We start from the raw sequence: 17,564 nt of genomic DNA on the forward strand, positions 1-17,564 counted from the left end.
TCGCGCCACCAACACAGTCGACGGCGGCGGCCCATTTGGATTTGCCGAGCGGCCGCGGCTTGGCTTCGGGATCCTCGGGGAGACGGCCGATAACGGTAGAGGCTCCGAGATCGGTGAGAAGTGTTGCGGAATCTGACTTTCCGGTCGACGCGTAGACGTCGAAACCGAGTGCGGCGAGCAAGTCAATCGCGACACTGCCAACCCCGCCGCTCGCGCCGGTAACGACAACAGGACCATCGTCGGGGGTCAGACCGTGGTCGAGGAGTGCCGCGACACTCATCGCCGACGTGAATCCCGCCGTGCCGATGGCTGCGGCCTCACGAGTAGTCAGCACGTCAAGCTTGACCACCTGGCCGGCAGGTACACGGGCGAACGCCGCATAACCGCCGTGGGCGTCGGTGCCGATTGGACCGCCGTGGGCGACAACTGTGTCCCCAGCGGTGAAGGCGGGGTCGGTCGACTCGACGACGGTGCCCGCGATATCGATGCCGGGGACGATCGGGTAATTGCGAACCACTCCACCGCGCGGCGTAATGGCAAGTGCGTCTTTGTAATTGACGCCGGAATATTCGACGGCGATGGTGACGTCGGCGTCGGGGAGATCACTCGGCGTCAGAGTGCCGGGGGACAGATCGATGGCGCCGTCGTTCTCGGTGGCGATAAGTGCGGGGAAATCGGCGGGGACGGTCACGCGGAGGCTCCTCGGTAATTCAGGCGGTCGGTACGCGATTGGTGTTCTGCGATGTAATGGCAAAGGTGGCGGCGGACGCGGCGGCGGTTACCACCGCGACCGACGGCCAGGCACCGATCTTCTTGGCCAGTGGATGCGAAACACCGAACGCACCGAGATAGCCGGCGAGCAAACCGGCCGCGACGCCTGGACCCTGCTTGACCCATTCACGGGTGCTGTACGCCCCGGCGGCGGCTAACACCACGCCGCCGAGTTCACGCCGGCCGGAGTAGCGTGCCGCGGCATACCCTCCGACGAGACCCGCAGCGACGACTGGAACCGTTGGACTAATCGTTGGTCTGATCGACATGAAACCCAGAGTAGGCGGTCAGTGTTTGACAGCGCCGCCCACGATGGTGAATCGCGCCGAGCGGGTCTTGCACGCGATGCTCGCGTGGTCCCCGACAACGCAGGTGATGCCCTCGACAGAGATTTCGTGATTGGGCGCGATGCGACGGGCGGCGGACCACGTGGTGTCGTAGGTGGTGGCGGTGACGTTGCGGCCGAGCAGCCGAACCGCACTGGGCTGCGCCTCGCATTCGACAGCCAGCGACCTGCCAACCGGGGAGATTCGACACTCGTGGCCGGTGCCGGCGGCGTAGCGCCAACGGAAGTTGCCGTGCCCGCCGGGAGTGGCGTAGACGCTGGAGTCGACAGTGGTCGCGCCCGGCGTCGCGGAGGCCGGATGCGCCGCAACAGTCAGCCCACCGATGGCGAGGGCAGCCAGTACTCCGGCGCCCAGGTGGCGGGTAAACGTATGACGTGAACGCATCAGTGTCCTTTTCGATTGGCGGATCGCGGGTACGACAACGTCAAGTAGCTTCTCATGTGCTGGAAGCGGGACATGCGGGGAGGTAGGGCACCATAGGCAGATGGTCATCGCCACACCGCTGCCCGACATCCCCGAGCCGACCGCGCTTACCGCCGAGCGGGGGTACGGTCCGTATCGAGCATCCTGGCCAGTTCGGCTCGCAGATACCGATCAGCATCGTCGACTACGTCTCGACGCGATCGCGCGGTATATGCAAGACATCGGTTATGAACATCTCGACCACACTCCCGATGGCGACGTCCACCAAGGTTGGGTGGTGCGACGCAACGTGATTGACGTAATCCGGCCGATTGAGTTCGGTTCCGACGTCGTGTTGCAGAGATGGTGTGCGGCAACGTCGAATCGGTGGTGCAATATGCGCGTCCGGATCGAAGGCAGCGACGGTGGCCTGGTGGAAACCGAAGCCTTTCTCATTCACTTCGACACCGAGTCGGGGCTGCCCTCTCGAATGAGCGACGCCTTTCTAGAGCCGATGCTGGCGACTACCACCGAACACCGGCTGCGCTGGAAAGCCGCGCTGCCCACCGCGGCGCCCGACGACGCTTCCGAACGCGAATATCCTTTGCGGACAGTCGATTTGGATTGGCTCGGCCACGTCAATAACGCGGCGTACCTCGGCGCGGTCGAGGAGTTGATGGGTGATCGCGAGGCGCCATACCGAACGATCATCGAATACGCGAAGCCGCTGGTGCTCGCTGACCCGCTGACACTCGCGACTACCACCGATGGCGACGCGCTCAACGTGTGGTTCGTCGTCGGTGAGCAAGCGCGGGCATCGTCTCGGGTGGAGCCGCTCAGATAGATCGAAGGCGTCAGCGCTTCAGAAGCCCCCGGATGATGCGCTCGAGTCGGGTGGATCGCACGTTGACGGGATCGAAAAGGTCGGCGTGCGCTAGCGCCGAGCCTTCGTTGGCGACCGTCTGCGGCGTGAACGGCTTCAGCGTCTTGCCGTCGCCGCGTAGCGAATCAATCGCGGCGATCATCGATGACGATTCGATGGCATCGTCGAGGACGTCGGTCGTCACGTCGAGATGCTCGGCCAATAGCCTCGCCCGGACCGAAGCGATTGTGTGTCGAAGTACTTGATCGGCGCTGGAATTCGGGTCTGCTTCCACGGCCACGTCACATTCGCTGTCAAAGCCCATCGAGCGATTGTTGAGATTCGCCGACCCGACTCTCAGCAGCGCGTCATCGACAATAAGTACCTTAGCGTGGACGTAGATCGGATCACCCGCCGTCGTCACGGGATAGTAGGCCCGGAATCTATTGTGCCGGTCGGCGTCCCACAGTTTGGTGAGTGACGACTGACGGGCACCGTCCATCACCTTTCGTTCCACGTCGCCATCGGCATGACGCGGCAGCACAATCGCGATCTGCGGGCCATCGGGCTCAGCCAGCCGAGACACAAGGGCGTCGACCATATGTTGCGACGCCAGGTACTGACTTTCGATGTACAGGGTGCTCCTGGCTGCCGCGATCGCCGCCAGGTGCAGATTGCGGATCTCGCAGATCTCGGCGCGATCGCCGTATTCCGGAATGGTGCGGGCCACACCAACATCCTGATCGGTGAAAGTTGGCGCAAGTCCCGTCGGCCAGATCTCGTTTCTGTTGTCCGACAAGGGTTCTAGGTACTCGCCGGTGGCAGCCTCCCAACGGGCCCGGGCGACGTCGGCGACCACGCGGGCGGCGGCACCGTCGAGCGCCACGGTGACGTCGTGCCACGGGTCGTGTTGCTTGCCATCGGGTCCGGTTCGAAAGTCATTGTCGGGCAGATGGTCTGAGGTGTCCCACCGATTCAGGGTCATATCGATTCCGCCGCAGAAGGCGAACTCGTCGTCGATGACGACAATCTTTTGGTGATGGGCTGAACCCACCGGGTGCGCGGCGTCGGCGTGTAGATGAATTCGCTTGCCGCCCAGTATGTTCTGGATGAAGTACGGCAGCGACCCTCGGGTGATCCCGGCAAGTGCCTCGACACTCCATTTGAGGATGTAGATCTCGAGGTCGGGTTTCTCGCTCCGCAGCCACCCGAGGAACGCTCCCAGCTCGTCGGGAACCCCATCCTCCGCTTCACGCGGGTCCAGGTGGATACGACGGTCGAAATCCCAGCCAATCAACATCGCGCGACGGTTAGCTTGGCGCAGAGCCGATTTCGCGTAGGCAAAGTAGTCAGCGGCATCGACGATGACCGACATCCGCCCTGCGGGTGCGATTCGCCAGCAGGTATCGCCGGGGACGAGAATTGGCCGAGTTTCGCTCATAGGACTACCTGTTCGATGCGCGTAAGTAAGTCTAGTAGCTGCCGATTGACGAACAGGCGATCCCGCCCGGCGCGTATCTCTTCGAGAAGTCCGGCCTCAGACATCGAAGTCAACCAGCCTGTAGCCGTCGGACGAGAGACCGCGCAGCGCTCCATCACTGTCTTGATTCGGCAGTACGGCTGCTCGAACAGAACGTTCTGGAACTCGAAATCGGCACCACCCTTGCTCACTTCCCTTGCACTCCGGGCGAATTCGTCTTGGAGAGAACGTACAGCGGCGATTTTCTGTGTCGCTGAAAGCGCGGTCACCCGCACTCCGCGCAGCATGTACAACACCCATTGTTCCCATTCTTGGCTAACGGTAACGGCAAGTAGGTTGCGGTAGTACTCGTCCTTGGTGGCAATGACGTAGCGGGAGAGGTACAAAATTGGCTCGCGCAGGAGACCGGCCTCGTTGAGCATCAGGATGTTCAAGATTCGACCCGTACGGCCGTTGCCATCGCTGAATGGATGGATAGCTTCAAATTGGTAGTGCGCCACGGCCATTCGTACCAACGCATCCATCTCGTCCGTTCCATGGACGAAAGTCTCCCAGTCCTTGAGCTTGTCCAGGATGACGTCGGTGCCTTCGGGCGGACTATATGTCACAGCGCCGGTCAGTGGGTTGGCGAGTCGCGTGCCGGGCCGATCCCGAATACGCATTTCCCGACCCTTGATAACGCTGCAGACCTCGATCGCAGTCGTCGCACTGAGTCCTCGCTCGCGGGTGTGCTCGTAGCCGACCCGAAGCGCGGTTCGATAACGAAGAGTTTCCCGAGTGGCCGCATCAGCCGTCCCCTCATCGCCTCTGAAACGGAACAGGTCGTCGGCGGTGGTAACGATGTTCTCGATCTCGGAGCTGGCTTGCGCTTCCAAGAGCGGGATCGTATTGATGAGTACCGCCGGGTTTGGAATCGACATGGCCGATTGGTCCAGCTTGGCAAGTGCGGTGTTGGCGCCGATCGCGGCCTTCAATACGCGTGGGGTCTCGAGTAGATCCAGAGTCGGCGGCGGCGCGAGGGTGTTGTACGGAACGTCGGGATCCCAGGTGCGCGGCATCACCGCATGGTTGCACGACGGCTCCGATATGTAAAGAAATCGCCAATTTTTTGACATGTTCTGGCGACATGCAAGCATTCTTTGCATATTCACCTGGCGGATCCGCGGAAATATGCCCCCTCGCGGACTCAGACGTCCATATGACATCTCTCCCAGCCAGGGGACATTTCTCGCCCCTAAGAGTGATGTGGAGCGGTGGCTCGGGCGGAAATACTCCCACTTATGGAGATCACCGGGGCGTTCACCGCTCGCTACGTCGCCTTCGCCTTCTCGTGGAGTTGGGCGTGGTGGACACTGGCGATAGCCGCCAGAAATCACCTCGACGATGAGGTCCTAGCTTCGCTGTTCGGCATCCTCGGCGACATCGGCCCATTCGTCGCCGTCATTCTCGCGCTGCTTGCCCAGCGTGTCCGTGCTCGACGGATCGCGCAGCTGCTCCGCTCAGCACTACGACTTCCTCGACAGAGGATCGCGTTGCTCGGATTCAGCGGGCTCGTCGTCACCATCGTCGCGGTCGCCGCCTACACGCAGCATCGAGCCGATCCAGTCTCACGGGGGCCGAGTCCATGGCTATTCGTTCCGTATTTGCTTCTCATGCTGATCGTCGGTGGCGGCCAGGAAGAGGTCGGCTGGCGCGGTGTGCTGCAACCGTGGCTGGTGAGCAAGTTCGGCCGCTGGCAGGGGTCAATCACCGCGGGAGTCGTCTGGTTCGCCTGGCATCTGCCGCTCTTCTGGACTCCGGGCAGCCTGCAGACTCACCTCCCCCTACTCGCGTTCGCCGGGTTCGCCGTGGGGTTCTCCCTTCTCGTATGGAAAGCGATGGAGATGACGTCGTATCGTCCGGCGACCGCGATCTGGCTCCACGCGCTGAACAATTGTGTCGGTATATTCTGCGTCTTCTACAGCACCCAGCCGGGATCGCCGCAGCCGGGCGCGTGGGCGTTAGCGGCCGGCTACCTCGTTGCCGGAATCATCGCGCTCGCTATTCCAGCTTCTCCAAAACTTTCGCCCGAGAAGCAGAGCGGTCGTCCCGAAGCCAGCGCATAGACCGGTCCACACACCCCAGCCTTCCCAACCAAATACATAGGCGCACAACGCCATCACCGGAACACCGACGCCCCAATACCCGATCAGGGTGCCCCGCAGACCAGACTTGGTATCACCAAGTCCGCGCAACAGGCCGACGAAGATGTTCTGCGTGCCCTTGCAGAATTGCTGCACGACGGCGAATACCAGCAAAGTCGACGCCGTGCCGATCACCGCGGCGTCGGCATGCGCTCCGAGGAATGGCCACAGCGCGACGCCTGGCACGGCAAGGTAGAAGATCGACACCACCGCCATCAAACTCCACGAAGCAGTCAGCACCCGCCGCGCGACCACCATCGGAGCATCCGTCTCACCGCGGGCAAGTGCTCGGCTGAGCAGAATCGACGCCCCCTGGGAAAGCCCGATATTGCACTGGTAGACGATGTACGCCAGCTGGTTCACGACATTCGACGCCGCCAGCATCGCCGGACCGAAGCCTCCCATCATCAGCGTGGCAATCGACGTGATCGCCGCCTCCGAGCCATAGGTCAAGCAGATCGGAGTGCCGTGTCGAACGATGTGGCGCACCACCTTTGGGTCCGCGCGCCACGCGGCGAGGGATACGAGTGACCGGAGCATCCGATCTCGGCGGAGTGTCGACACGAACGCCGCCAGCGTGAACACCTGCACCAATGAGGTCGCCAAGCCGACACCCGCGACGCCGAGCTTAGGCAGTCCGAGCCATCCGTAGATGAACACGGCATTGAGCGCCGCGTTCACTCCGATCGAAACAATGGTGACCGCCAATAGCGACCCTGGCCGACGCAGACCAACAGCGAACTGCCGCAACACATTTAGCCACACCATCGGGAACAGTCCACCGGCGAGGGCATAAAGCATCGCCCGCGCTAGCGAAACGACTTCGGCGCGCTGCCCAAGCAACGGCAGTAGGAGTGCGATGCCGACGAGTACAGCCGCACCCGCAGCGGCGGTGAGTGTCGCGACAAGCAGCGCCGAGCGCAGCAGCGAGCGGATCTCGTCTTCCGCATCCGCATCGAGATCGACACTGCCCGTACGCTGTTCGCCCCGTCCGGCAGCAGCGGCGATGAGGTTACCTACACCGGTGACCATGCCGACGCACATAGTGCGCACCTGGTTGTACAGCAGGATCGCCAAGCCGCCAGCGGCCACCGCGGTGACGCCGAGCAAACCGAGCATTGCGAGGTCGACGGTGGTGAGCGCGACCTGAGCGAGCTGAACACCGGCGATCGGACCTGCGAGCAATGCCAATTCGCGATAGCCCCCGACGTCGGGCCGCCGAAATGTGATGCTCATGCGGTCGCTCGCCTTCGCTGATCTCGCTGCAGTCGATCTCGCCGCTGTTGATCTTGCTGGGCCACGCGCACCGAATCCGCATACGCCGACAGCCACCGGTCGACTCGGCGGTGCGCGGGTTCGTCGTATACACCGCGTTCGCGTAGCCACTCCACGTCGAATACCGATGCGAGATACTTTTCGCCCGCGTCATTGCATAACACCACGACGGTGCTGCCCGGCGGGTAGTCGAGCAACCGGCGTAGGGCAACGTGAACCGCTCCCCCGGTGGTTCCGCCGACGAGCATGCCGTTGCGGCGAGCCATCACCCTGGCGCAGGCAAATGCGTCCGCGTCGCTCACTTGATGAGACTCATCGATCACCGATCGAATTACATTGCGACCCACTGGAAATCCCGCCGGGCTGCCTGCTCCGGTCTGATGGTAGACGCCAGGCGAGCCGTCGAAGATGATCGACCCAACCGGCTCGACGGCGACCGATCGCGTGTGTGCGCCACGAGCGTGCAACTCCTTTGTGGTGCCGCAGAGCGAACCACCGGTTCCGATGGCGGCGATGAGGACATCGACGTGGCCGAGTTCGTCGAGCAGTTCGCCAGCCAGATCCATGTAGCCGTTTCCGTTTCCAGTGTGGTTGTGCTGATCTGGATGAAAGGCATTGCGCTGCACCGCCAGACGACCGGCCACCTCGCGCCTGCGAACCGACGCAACGCCGCCGTCGGGCGGGCAGTCAACGAAGACCAACTCCGCGCCGAGCGCCGTGAGCATCCGCAGCTTGTCCGGCGCGGCATGATGATCGACGACGGCGGTGAACCGGTAACCACGTTCAAGCGCTATCAGTGCGAGGCCGCAACCGGTATTACCCGACGTCGGCTCGACGATCTCGCCGCCCACCTTGAGGTGACCGGCTTCCTCGGCCTCGTCGATGATTCGGCGAGCCATACGCACCTTGCACGACCCGGTGGGATTGAGGTGATCGAGTTTGAGCAGCAGACGTGTCCCGGTGCCGGTGCGGGCCAACTCGTAGAGCGGGGTGTCGCCGATCAGGTCGGAGGTGCGGGTGACGATCGTCATGGCCGAGACCCCTCATCGAACCGCCACGACGTATCCGCCCAGATAACCTTGGGCGGCAACGGAAGCTGGTGGAACTCGCTCTCGTTTTTGTCCATCTGATAGCCAGCGGTGTTGGGATAGACCAGCAGGTCTCCATAGCGCGGCGTGGTGGGCAGCTGGACCAACCGCCACGTAAGCACGTCGTATTCCATACAACTCGATCCACCGACCGCGGTGTAGACCGGCCCGTCGTCACGTCCGCGCGGGTCGCTCGGCGTCACGAGAATCGGATCGGGCAGAAACTCGCTGCCCTTCCACTGTTCGGACACACTCATCGACAGGCCGGCGACGGTGGTAATCAGATGTTCCGGAATGTCTCCGGCCGTCGGGCTTTGCTTGCAGCCCAGCACCGGGAACACACTGAATCCAGCACCGTCGACCAACGCGCGGCCCGGTTCGATCAGCAACGCCACCCCGGCATCGCGGAGTCGTTCGGCCAACGAGATCCCGGCACTCTCATGCCGCGCGATCGCGGTTACCATATCGGCGCCGGTCGGCGCCTGATAGTAGGGATAGGTGCGCTGTGGGTTGCGGCCAGCGTGGAACCACGCATCGGTGCGTCCTTCTTCGAAAGTCGCCCAATCGGTTTCGTCCACATATGCGCACGCGATTCCGCCGCCGATGCTGATCCGATCGGCCCGATGACCGAGTGAACGAGCCCGCAGGCAACGATCAACGAGTTCGGCTGCCAGTTCGGCGCGGGGTACCGGGTCGTAACCGTCAAGATGGAAGGAGAAGCCGCACAAATCAATTCGCAGGTCCGCGCACTTCGCGACGACGTCGCCCAATTCGTCGGGGCCGAACCCGAACCGGCTCGCCGGTGCTGCCGGCGGTCGTATACGGAGCAGGACTCGGGGGGTCAGTTTGGTTCGCACGGCGAGGTCGGCGAGACGGACAAGTTCGGAGTACTCGTCGATGGCGATGAGGCAGTCGTGACGCATAGCCAGCCACAGCAGCGCATCGGACTTTGCCGCACCGGTCACTCCGATATCCGTTCCGCGGATACCGCCACCGAGCGCTGCGACGAGTTCGGGAACGCTTGCGACATCGACTCCCGTTGCGGGACGGGCACATTGGGTCAACCACGCGGCGGCTTTGTTCGCCTTCTTTCCGAAATACACCATCCCGTCGATGTTTTCGGCGGCCAGCGCAGAGGTGATTCGATCGAGATTGTCGGCGAAAGTCGGTGGATGGACGACGTGGAATGGTCCGTCGACCGCCCGGGCGATGTCGAACAGCGTCGATGACTCACGCGCTGCTCGGGCCCAATCCCGTTCGACGGCCGGCAATGTCACGACCACAGGGCCACCTCCGAACCGCGGCCCGCGGCGATCGCTCGAGTAGCCAAAGCGTGCGCGACGGGGATGTCGGTGATAATCATCCCGCTACTGAACGCGAACACCCGGTCGTCATCGCTGCGGCGTCCAATCGCACTGCCCGACAGGATATCTGGCAGTTCGGCATCGAGTCGGAACGCCCCGTCGACGCCTGCCATTCGTCGCCCGGTTACCTCGACCTGCGCGGCGTTGGTTGCGACCGTGTAGTCAGCCTGGGACAGTGTTCCTTCCGCAACGCCTTTACTCGCAACCGAAATCAGCAGTCCGCCGGGTGGCAGCCAGCCGAGCTGGATCTTCGGGTGCGCCGCCCGTCCGGATGCCGCGACGACGATGTCGGCGTCGGCGGCCGCCTGTTCCACGTCGTCAACCAATTCGACGTCGCAGGCGGGAAAGGTGGCGCGCACCGCCGCCAGCGAGTCGGCGATGCCGCCGGGGTGGGTGCCGAACAGGCGCAGCCGGTTAAGGCTGGGCACGGCGGTGAGTAGGTATGGCAGGGTGCGTATTCCCTGAATTCCGGTGCCGACCATGAGCGCAGTCCGCGCGCCGGGACGGGCACAGGTCCGTGCCAACAGAGCAGTGCTCGCCGGTGTGCGCGTGGCGCCGACGCGCTGGCAATCCATCAGGACGTGCGGCATGCCGGTGGCGTCGTCGTACAGCGTGATCGTCGTGTAGTACCGCTCCGACGACGTGCTGCCCTGCCGGTAGCTGGTCTTGAACGCGGCCTGATGCAGTGAGCCGTCGTAGCCGAGCATCGAATATGCGACCGAATCACGCTCGGGCATCGGCACCATGAGTTTGGCCGGATTGGCCGACTTACCTTGCGCGTAGGCAAGATAGCCGTCCTCGACGAGCCCGATCGCCTCGGACGGACTCAGTTCTAAGTCGTCGAGATCACTTCGGGTGAGGATATGTAGACGTGGTCCGGGACGGGTCACGATGTAGATGCCTCTTTCTTCACTATGGAATGGTCATGGATTTCGAGCACGCGGTCACAGGTGGCGACAAGAAGCGGGACGTCGTGCGAGGCAATCAAAAGTCCAGTGCCATCGCCGGTTACGCGACGCAGCGCGGTCATCACCGCGGCGGCCGCCAGGGGATCGAGCGCCGACGTCGGCTCGTCGCAGACCAGGAACTTGGGTTTCGACACCAGCGCACGGACGAGGGATACGCGCTGGAGCTGCCCCTGGGACACTTGTCTCGGGAGTCGGTCGAGCAATTCGCCCGGCAGCTCGACGAGATCGCACAGTCTTCTCCACTCATCCTCTGCGAGTGGCCCTTTCGCGCAGACCCGCACCGCATCGCGTAGCCGCAGCCGCGGATCGAAGGAACGGCGAGGCGACTGAAACAGCATCGTGACACTGCCGTTAGGGCGGCGCGGCAGTGGATTGCCGTCAAGTTCGACGGTCCCGGAGTCGGGCGGTGTGAGCCCCACCATTACGCGGCCGAGCGTCGTCTTCCCCGACCCTGACGGGCCGATCAGTCCGACGATCTCCCCGGCGTCGACCTCGAGGTCGACGCCGCTCAATAATGGTCTCCCGGCCACCGAGATGCTGAGGTCGCGTGCGGCGATCATCGCGCTGCCCCCAGCCGAAAGTTACTCGCCGCGAGTAGGTTTTGAGTGTAGGTATGTGTCGGGTCGTCGAATACCCGTCTAATCGAGCCGCGTTCCACAATGTGCGCGTCACACATAACCGAGACGTCGGCCTCGCCATCGACGGCAGCTTTCCGAACCGCGGCGATGTCATGTGTCGCCACCACGACGACGCGTCCCGTCTCGGCGAGGTTTGTCAACATCGTCAGAACGGCGAGCGCGAGGTGCGGGTCGAGTGAAGCCGTGGGCTCATCGGCGATCAAGATCGCTGGGTCACCCGCGAGCGCAGTAGCGATGGCCGCACGTTGCGCCATGCCGCCGGACAATTCGAATGGGTAGCGCCGCAACACATCTGGTTCGAGTTCGACCAGTTCTAGAAGTTCTTCCGGCGTTCGTTTTCCGTCCAGGTATCGGACCACCTCCGACAGTTGTGAGCCGAGCCGTCGGATCGGGGTGAAGCTGGTCGTCGGTGACTGCGGAACCACACCGATGTCGCGACCGAGGACGCGCTGCGGATCGCCAGTTGTGATCTCGCCGGAGACGATCGCGGCGTCGGGCAGAAGCCCAGAAACGGCGTCGAGAAGAGTGGACTTGCCCGATCCCGACCCACCCACAATGTAGTGGACCCGATTGCGTAGTGCGACAAGGGAAGCGTTTCTCACCGCCTCAACGACATCACCGTCGGGCAATGGGATTCGGACGGACAGGTCGGTGATGTGCAGGGTCATCGACGTTCCTTCCCCACGGAATGAGCCACCACGGTAAGTGACAATGTGCAGGCGATAATCGCTCCAGCCGGAAATACCAGCAGCCACCATTGCCCGAGGAGTAGTGATTCCTGAGCGTCGGAGAGCAGCGTGCCGAGTGATGCCTCGTGGGGTGGCAATCCGACGCCCAGAAAGGACAGTGTCGACTCGTGCCAGATGGCGTGAGCCACCAACAGGGCACCGCCGATCGCCGCCTGCGCGCTCGCCACCGGAAGCAGGTGTACTCGGATGACACGCCGCTGAGGCAGTCCCGAAAGCTTCGCCGCTTCAACATATTCGGCGTTGCGCAGGGGTAGGACATCACTGCGAACCACGCGGGCTACCGTCGTCCAGTGGGTCAGTACGAGCGAAACGACGATGGCCACCACCGATCCGCGGAACATCGCGACGATCAGCAACGAAAGCAGCAGACTCGGCACGGCTGTCATCGCGTCGGCGATACGCATGGCGATCCGATCCCACCAACCGCCGAAGGTGCCGGCCGCGAGGCCAACCGCGAGCCCGACAGCGGTTGAGAGTAGCGCCGTCGCGAAGGCAATACCCAGGGAGACCCGCATCGCGTTGGCCACCATCGTGAATAGGTCTCGTCCCGATGAATCGGTGCCGAACCAATGCGCGGCGCCCGGGCCAATTCCCGTGGCGGAGAAGTCCGTGTCGGACGACCCCGAAGGCGACAGCATCGGGCCGAATACCGCGTAGCCCAGCAGCACGACGAGCACAAATGTCGCCGCCCGAGCGGTCATCCGTCTGCCTCGATCCGCGGATCGACGATTGCGGCGCCCAAATCTGCCGCCAAGTTACCGACGACCACCACCGCGACTGTCAACACGGTGACTACGGCTAGTAGTGGAAAGTCTTGTGCGCGTACGGCATTGATGGTGGCCTCGCCAAGCCCGGGCCAACTGAACACTGTCTCCACGACCGCTGCCCCGATTATCAACTCCGGCAGGCGAGCTCCGACGAGCGCGAAGAACGGTGCGAGACCCATCGGCACGATATGCCGAAGTTCGATGACACGGCGCGGCAGCCCCCGGGCGTATGCGCCGCGGATCGCGTCGGAGCTCACGGCCGATACGATTGCCTGCCGCAAACCCAAAGCGAGCCAGGGAGTTTGAGATATTCCGAGCACGAGAGCCGGCAATATGAGATGACGTAGCGTGGATTCGGCGGTTATCGCGCCGCCTGGATCGGTTAGTCCTGACGCCGGAAACAATCGCAGAGTTACGGAGAACACCAGCACACTGCCCAGCGCGACGATGAACGGCGGAACCGCTTGCAGCACTGAGGCAAAGACCGTAACTAGGCGGTCGGCGATGCCGCCGGCACGCAGACCCGCCACGATGCCGAGCGCCGCGCCGACGATGACAGCGACCACCGCGCCGGAGATTCCGAGTAGCACGGTCCAGCCGAATCTGTCGCCGAGTACGTCGGTTACCGGCTGGTGATAGGCGCGGGAGAAGCCGAGATCGCCACCGGCGGTGTGTGATACCCAGTGGACCCACGCGGAGAACCAGCCTTGGTCGAGTCCCAGGGTGCGCCGAAGGTCGGCACGCTGTGCCTCGGTGTAGCCATCACCAGAATTGCCCAGATACGAGTCAAGCGGATCAAAGGGACTCGCACCCGCGAGAGCGAAGGTGCCGAGCGACACGACGACGACCAAGGCCACTCCGAAGGCCGCGCGCCGACCGCTCATCGAAATGAGTTGCCGGGCGCGACTACTCACCGAGTCCACCGCGGCAGCGAATACCACGGACCCCACGCGACGCCATGGGTATGCGGTTCGAGCGCCGTCGGCCCCGGGCGCCAGCCATTGTCGCGTATCACGTAGACGTGATTCTCGTTGACCAGAGCCAACATTGGCGGGTCGCGGTGGTACTCGGCCTGGAATTCCCGATACAGCGCATCACGTTTACGCACGTCTGTCTCGGTGCGAGCCGAGTCCAACAGCCGATCTATCGTCGGGTTGACGTAGCGAGAAGCGTTGTCCCACTTAGAGCCGACCCCTGCGGGTGCGTACTTGGAGTGGAATTTCGGATAGAGCTGCGTGTCCAGGGTGTATGGCTGACCACCACCGCCGAGAAGAAACGCGGTCTTGGTGATGTACTGCTCGGTCATCGTCGATTTCTCCACGGCGACCGGATTGATCTCGATTCCGAGCTGCTTCGCGTCGGCGACGGTGGCCATCGTGAGGTCACGGCGGAGCAGGTCCGTCGGGTAGTAGGCGAGGTCGAATCGTGCGCGGCGGCCATCTTTGGCGCGAATGCCGTCGGCCCCCACTTGCCATCCGGCAGAATCGAGTTCACGCTTGGCCTGATCCGGTGCGGTCCGGAAATCCTGGGACGGATCGTATGCGGCTCCGTATTGAGCGGTGACCAGAGTCGACACCGGCTGACCTTCGCCCTTGAGGATGTCGCGCACCATCGCGTCACGGTCGACGCCGAGGTTGAGAGCGCGGCGGATCGCGAGATCGCCGGCTACCGGATCTGCCTGCGGCAGAGTAATTCCGAGCCAATCGTCGGTCTTCGCGCTCACCACTCGGTAGCCGTTCTTGGCGACAGCCTTGGCGAGTTCGGGTGGTAGGCGGGTGCCGTCAGCATTGCCGATAAGTTGTGCGGCTCGTGCCTTGTCGTCGTCAGTACGACGAACGACAAACGTGCGGATGCCGGGTTTGCTGCCCCAGTAATCCGACCGCGCCGTCAGCACCATCTGATCTGGGCGCAATTCGGTAAGCGCATACGGACCGGTACCGATGGGATGGTCGTTCAGGGCGGACTGGTCGGCCGGCGCAGGCGTGGCTAGCGATGCGGCCGGGACTATCGACAGGAATAGACGGTGTGGGACATCGGCATATGCACCTGTGAGGTGGAAGTCGACGGTATTGGGTCCGCTCGCGTCTACCGATTTGATGAAGTCGAAGTTGGCCGCGATCGGCGATGCGAAACGCTTGTCGATGACGGCGTTGTAGGTGGCGGCGACGTCGGCCGGTCCGAATAGCGAGCCGTCGGAGAAGTGGATACCCGGGCGGGTTTTTACCCGCCAGTGCGAAAGATCGCCGTCGACCGGCGTTGGTGATCCGTCGGCGAGGACCGGGGTGGCGTCGGGAATGCGGTTGTCCTGCCCCTCGGTGATCCGGTAGAGGCTTTCGTAGATCTTCGACTCGCCGCTATCACCATGTCCCATAAGGGGATTGAGCTGACCAAGCTCCTCGGCGTCGATCACGACGAATCGATCGGAGCTACCTGATTGCTGCGCGGATCCACATCCGGCCAGCGCGGAAGCGGCGACGAGAACTGCGGCGAGCGGCTTGAGATAACGCGGGATCGATTGCACAGCGCAGATCGTAGCAGTTAACGATAATGGTTATCATTATTGCTAACGTGAGCTGACTCACTTTCCCGACATGCGGTTTTGGCTATGGAATCAGTCGTTGATCGCGCAGATCCTGGAAGATTCGCGTGAACATCTCCTCGGTATCGACGTAGCGGTGGAAGCCGGCACGGCGTGACTTCGACGTGTCCGCGATGACGTCGTAGTCCCACGAGAAGACGAAGTCACCGAACACCCAGGAGGAGACGTCGTCATACGACGTCGGCTTCAATCCGTACTTCGCGACCATCGCGTCCCAGACCGGCGCCTTGTCCGCCATGACCTCAGCGAGCGACATCGGCAGCGGGTCGGCTACCGGCAACTCGAAGAACGCCGCTACCGACGCCCACATGCGGCTCCAGCGAAACATGTCTCCGTTGGTGATGTTGTATGCCTCGTTGGCAGCACCGGGAGCGGTCGCCGCCCATTCGGTTGCCTGGGCCAATAGCGTGGCGTCGGTCATCTCGATCAGACTTGTGTAGGCTCCGGGTTTGCCCGGAAAGCGCAGTGGCACACCGAGTTCCTTGCTGATCGACGCATAGATCGCCAACACCATCGCGAGGTTCATCGGATTGCCCAACCCGATGCCAGCGACCACCGACGGTCGCAGCGCTGACCACGTCCACCGCTGGCCGGATTGTCGAGCCTCGAGCAATTGCTGCTGGTCGACGTTGAACTCGGGCGGCATATGGGGCGGGTCGCTTTCCTTCGCGGGCGTCGCGAACGGTCCCAAATGCGCGCCGTAGACCTTGTACCCCTGCATAAGGCTGACGTGCTGGAGGTCGGACAACACATCAAGCGAATCGAGGACGTTGCGCAGCATTGTCAGGTTTGGCTCGACGAGTTCTGACCACGTCACTCGGTCTTGATAGGCGGCGTAGAACAGATGGGTCGCGGTTGACGCTTGCGCTATCGCCGAGCGCGTCGACGCCGCGTTGAACAAGTCCGCCTTGACATGTCGCACGCCGGGCCGGTCCACACCCCCTCGCCTGGACAGGCCAATCACGTTCCACTCACCGGTAGCGGCGAGATGGTCGACCAGATTGCCCCCGATAACCCCTCGCGCCCCTACCACCAATGCTGTCTTCGGACTCATGACTCCTCCATCTGTAGATCACGATTTTATGATGAACTTGTTTATCACATAATTACGATGATGCGATAGGCTGGAGCCGTGCACGACGAAGAATGGCTGGTGGCAGCGCTCAAAGCTGTCGCCCATCCGCAACGGTTGACGATCCTCGGCTGGCTCCGCGAGCCCGAGTCGTTCCCGCCGCAGCTGCGTCCCGCCGAAGAAGTTGGCGTGTGCCTCAAGCACATCCAGGCTCGATTGGGCGCCTCACAATCCACCGTCTCGCAGTATCTGGCGGTGTTGCAGCGAGCCGGTTTGGTGCACTGCACCAAGATCGGACAGTGGTCGCATTACCGTCGAGACGAAGCCGCCGTCGGAAGGCTGACGAGTCAGTTGCCGTCGGTTATCTGAGCCGAGAGCCACTGGTGCTCTGGGTGATTCGCGCGGAGATAGTCGTGAACCACCCGCCGGGCATCGGGGGTGAGCAGCGGCCAGGTGCGGTTGAAGTCGTCAATATCCTTGTCCCGCAGGTACTTTGCTTTGAAGCAGAGAACAAACTCAGGCGACATGTAGGAGATACCGTCGCCGGCTTTCCATCTGGTCCCACGACGATCCTCCGGCCGGGTAACCAAAACATCGAGCAGCCAAGGCGATTGGGCATTCTCGCGCATCCAGATCTGATCGGCGTCGGGGTGCAGCGCTACGCCGTCGGTGATTGGTCGCAGTCCTGCGGGGCCAGCCGACCAGAGGTGGAATCGACCCGCCAGCACTCGGCAGAACTCTTCGACATCGTCGCGATAGATGCAGACATCGATGTCGTCATGTTCTCGGCACGACCCGACGAAGGCGTCGATCGCCCAGCCGCCCGCGATCCACCACGGTGAGCCGAAGCCGTCGAGGATCGCGGGGACATCGTCGGGGGTTAGCATCGCCCAGTCGCCGTAGCGCGCGTAGAACTCCGCGGTGTCGGGTGTGGTCGGCACTCGCAGGCGAAAAGGCATGGGTCACATGCTAACTGGCGTCAGTCAGTCGCTTCGCCGG

Annotated in this window: 19 protein-coding genes; 3 read left to right on the forward strand and 16 right to left on the reverse strand. The window is 62.9% G+C overall.

Annotation, left to right across the window (positions count from 1 at the left end; genetic code table 11):
* The 3 genes from GOEFS_RS21185 to GOEFS_RS21195 form a co-directional block, all read right to left on the reverse strand.
* On the reverse strand, nucleotides 1-691 hold a 691-nt coding region (locus tag GOEFS_RS21185; RefSeq protein WP_007320004.1), incomplete at its 3' end, for an alcohol dehydrogenase catalytic domain-containing protein.
* 19 nt (nucleotides 692-710) lie between these two features.
* Entirely contained in the window at nucleotides 711-1,040 is a 330-nt protein-coding gene (locus tag GOEFS_RS21190) for a hypothetical protein (RefSeq protein ID WP_007320005.1), read from the reverse strand.
* Between the two features lie 18 nt (nucleotides 1,041-1,058).
* Nucleotides 1,059-1,502, reverse strand: coding sequence for a hypothetical protein (locus GOEFS_RS21195; protein ID WP_007320006.1), 444 nt, complete (start codon nucleotides 1,500-1,502; stop codon nucleotides 1,059-1,061).
* A 100-nt stretch (nucleotides 1,503-1,602) separates the two neighbouring features.
* Between GOEFS_RS21195 and GOEFS_RS21200 the strand changes: the two genes are divergently transcribed.
* Complete coding sequence (locus GOEFS_RS21200) at nucleotides 1,603-2,364, forward strand: acyl-[acyl-carrier-protein] thioesterase (protein ID WP_007320007.1); 762 nt, start codon at nucleotides 1,603-1,605, stop codon at nucleotides 2,362-2,364.
* 10 nt (nucleotides 2,365-2,374) lie between these two features.
* Here GOEFS_RS21200 and GOEFS_RS21205 read toward each other — a convergent pair whose 3' ends face one another.
* Both GOEFS_RS21205 and GOEFS_RS21210 read right to left on the reverse strand, forming a co-directional pair.
* Nucleotides 2,375-3,823, reverse strand: a complete 1,449-nt coding sequence (locus GOEFS_RS21205) for a phospholipase D-like domain-containing protein (RefSeq protein WP_040525870.1) — start codon at nucleotides 3,821-3,823, stop codon at nucleotides 2,375-2,377.
* Nucleotides 3,820-4,920, reverse strand: a complete 1,101-nt coding sequence (locus tag GOEFS_RS21210) for a Fic family protein (RefSeq protein ID WP_007320009.1) — start codon at nucleotides 4,918-4,920, stop codon at nucleotides 3,820-3,822. The genes GOEFS_RS21205 and GOEFS_RS21210 overlap by 4 nt, the downstream gene beginning before the upstream one ends.
* A 222-nt stretch (nucleotides 4,921-5,142) precedes the next feature.
* Between GOEFS_RS21210 and GOEFS_RS21215 the strand changes: the two genes are divergently transcribed.
* Nucleotides 5,143-5,967 (forward strand): CPBP family intramembrane glutamic endopeptidase, encoded by an 825-nt coding sequence (locus GOEFS_RS21215; protein ID WP_007320010.1) that lies wholly within the window; start codon nucleotides 5,143-5,145, stop codon nucleotides 5,965-5,967.
* Here GOEFS_RS21215 and GOEFS_RS21220 read toward each other — a convergent pair.
* The 10 genes from GOEFS_RS21220 to GOEFS_RS21265 form a co-directional block, all read right to left on the reverse strand.
* Complete coding sequence (locus tag GOEFS_RS21220; protein WP_007320011.1) at nucleotides 5,863-7,281, reverse strand: MATE family efflux transporter; 1,419 nt, start codon at nucleotides 7,279-7,281, stop codon at nucleotides 5,863-5,865. The genes GOEFS_RS21215 and GOEFS_RS21220 overlap by 105 nt on opposite strands.
* Nucleotides 7,278-8,351 carry a PLP-dependent cysteine synthase family protein gene (locus GOEFS_RS21225; RefSeq protein WP_007320012.1) on the reverse strand — a complete coding sequence of 358 codons (1,074 nt, stop codon included), beginning with the start codon at nucleotides 8,349-8,351 and terminating at the stop codon, nucleotides 7,278-7,280. The genes GOEFS_RS21220 and GOEFS_RS21225 overlap by 4 nt, the downstream gene beginning before the upstream one ends.
* A complete protein-coding gene (locus tag GOEFS_RS21230; protein ID WP_245549939.1) occupies nucleotides 8,348-9,685 on the reverse strand; it encodes an alanine racemase in 1,338 nt (445 codons plus the stop codon). The genes GOEFS_RS21225 and GOEFS_RS21230 overlap by 4 nt, the downstream gene beginning before the upstream one ends.
* On the reverse strand, nucleotides 9,682-10,662 hold the full coding sequence (locus GOEFS_RS21235) for an ornithine cyclodeaminase (RefSeq protein ID WP_007320014.1): 981 nt from the start codon (nucleotides 10,660-10,662) through the stop codon (nucleotides 9,682-9,684). The genes GOEFS_RS21230 and GOEFS_RS21235 overlap by 4 nt, the downstream gene beginning before the upstream one ends.
* On the reverse strand, nucleotides 10,659-11,300 hold the full coding sequence (locus GOEFS_RS21240) for an ABC transporter ATP-binding protein (RefSeq protein WP_007320015.1): 642 nt from the start codon (nucleotides 11,298-11,300) through the stop codon (nucleotides 10,659-10,661). Before GOEFS_RS21240 ends, GOEFS_RS21235 begins: the two co-directional genes overlap by 4 nt.
* A complete protein-coding gene (locus GOEFS_RS21245; protein ID WP_007320016.1) occupies nucleotides 11,297-12,046 on the reverse strand; it encodes an ATP-binding cassette domain-containing protein in 750 nt (249 codons plus the stop codon). The genes GOEFS_RS21240 and GOEFS_RS21245 overlap by 4 nt, the downstream gene beginning before the upstream one ends.
* Entirely contained in the window at nucleotides 12,043-12,828 is a 786-nt protein-coding gene (locus tag GOEFS_RS21250; protein ID WP_007320017.1) for an ABC transporter permease, read from the reverse strand. The genes GOEFS_RS21245 and GOEFS_RS21250 overlap by 4 nt, the downstream gene beginning before the upstream one ends.
* Nucleotides 12,825-13,808 carry an ABC transporter permease gene (locus tag GOEFS_RS21255; RefSeq protein ID WP_245549940.1) on the reverse strand — a complete coding sequence of 328 codons (984 nt, stop codon included), beginning with the start codon at nucleotides 13,806-13,808 and terminating at the stop codon, nucleotides 12,825-12,827. Before GOEFS_RS21255 ends, GOEFS_RS21250 begins: the two co-directional genes overlap by 4 nt.
* Entirely contained in the window at nucleotides 13,805-15,415 is a 1,611-nt protein-coding gene (locus GOEFS_RS21260; protein WP_007320019.1) for an ABC transporter substrate-binding protein, read from the reverse strand. Before GOEFS_RS21260 ends, GOEFS_RS21255 begins: the two co-directional genes overlap by 4 nt.
* Before the next feature lie 82 nt (nucleotides 15,416-15,497).
* Nucleotides 15,498-16,547 carry an SDR family oxidoreductase gene (locus GOEFS_RS21265; RefSeq protein ID WP_007320020.1) on the reverse strand — a complete coding sequence of 350 codons (1,050 nt, stop codon included), beginning with the start codon at nucleotides 16,545-16,547 and terminating at the stop codon, nucleotides 15,498-15,500.
* Nucleotides 16,548-16,625: 78 nt separating this feature from the next.
* Between GOEFS_RS21265 and GOEFS_RS21270 the strand changes: the two genes are divergently transcribed.
* Entirely contained in the window at nucleotides 16,626-16,934 is a 309-nt protein-coding gene (locus GOEFS_RS21270; RefSeq protein WP_007320021.1) for an ArsR/SmtB family transcription factor, read from the forward strand.
* On the opposite strand, the gene GOEFS_RS21275 is transcribed toward GOEFS_RS21270, so the two are convergent.
* Complete coding sequence (locus GOEFS_RS21275) at nucleotides 16,913-17,524, reverse strand: nucleotidyltransferase domain-containing protein (protein WP_007320022.1); 612 nt, start codon at nucleotides 17,522-17,524, stop codon at nucleotides 16,913-16,915. The two genes, GOEFS_RS21270 and GOEFS_RS21275, sit on opposite strands and share 22 nt — an antisense overlap.
* Nucleotides 17,525-17,564: the final 40 nt, after the last annotated feature.

Source organism: Gordonia effusa NBRC 100432, assembly GCF_000241305.1.
GTDB lineage: Bacteria > Actinomycetota > Actinomycetes > Mycobacteriales > Mycobacteriaceae > Gordonia > Gordonia effusa.

What these genes read in the sequence shown, in the direction of transcription:
- GOEFS_RS21190 (WP_007320005.1), bottom strand. Translation starts at nt 1,040, where the DNA reads ATGTCGATCAGACCAACGATTAGTCCAACGGTTCCAGTCGTCGCTGCG.
- GOEFS_RS21195 (WP_007320006.1), bottom strand. Translation starts at nt 1,502, where the DNA reads ATGCGTTCACGTCATACGTTTACCCGCCACCTGGGCGCCGGAGTACTG.
- GOEFS_RS21200 (WP_007320007.1), top strand. Translation starts at nt 1,603, where the DNA reads ATGGTCATCGCCACACCGCTGCCCGACATCCCCGAGCCGACCGCGCTT.
- GOEFS_RS21205 (WP_040525870.1), bottom strand. Translation starts at nt 3,823, where the DNA reads ATGAGCGAAACTCGGCCAATTCTCGTCCCCGGCGATACCTGCTGGCGA.
- GOEFS_RS21210 (WP_007320009.1), bottom strand. Translation starts at nt 4,920, where the DNA reads ATGCCGCGCACCTGGGATCCCGACGTTCCGTACAACACCCTCGCGCCG.
- GOEFS_RS21215 (WP_007320010.1), top strand. Translation starts at nt 5,143, where the DNA reads ATGGAGATCACCGGGGCGTTCACCGCTCGCTACGTCGCCTTCGCCTTC.
- GOEFS_RS21220 (WP_007320011.1), bottom strand. Translation starts at nt 7,281, where the DNA reads ATGAGCATCACATTTCGGCGGCCCGACGTCGGGGGCTATCGCGAATTG.
- GOEFS_RS21225 (WP_007320012.1), bottom strand. Translation starts at nt 8,351, where the DNA reads ATGACGATCGTCACCCGCACCTCCGACCTGATCGGCGACACCCCGCTC.
- GOEFS_RS21240 (WP_007320015.1), bottom strand. Translation starts at nt 11,300, where the DNA reads ATGATCGCCGCACGCGACCTCAGCATCTCGGTGGCCGGGAGACCATTA.
- GOEFS_RS21245 (WP_007320016.1), bottom strand. Translation starts at nt 12,046, where the DNA reads ATGACCCTGCACATCACCGACCTGTCCGTCCGAATCCCATTGCCCGAC.
- GOEFS_RS21250 (WP_007320017.1), bottom strand. Translation starts at nt 12,828, where the DNA reads ATGACCGCTCGGGCGGCGACATTTGTGCTCGTCGTGCTGCTGGGCTAC.
- GOEFS_RS21265 (WP_007320020.1), bottom strand. Translation starts at nt 16,547, where the DNA reads ATGAGTCCGAAGACAGCATTGGTGGTAGGGGCGCGAGGGGTTATCGGG.
- GOEFS_RS21275 (WP_007320022.1), bottom strand. Translation starts at nt 17,524, where the DNA reads ATGCCTTTTCGCCTGCGAGTGCCGACCACACCCGACACCGCGGAGTTC.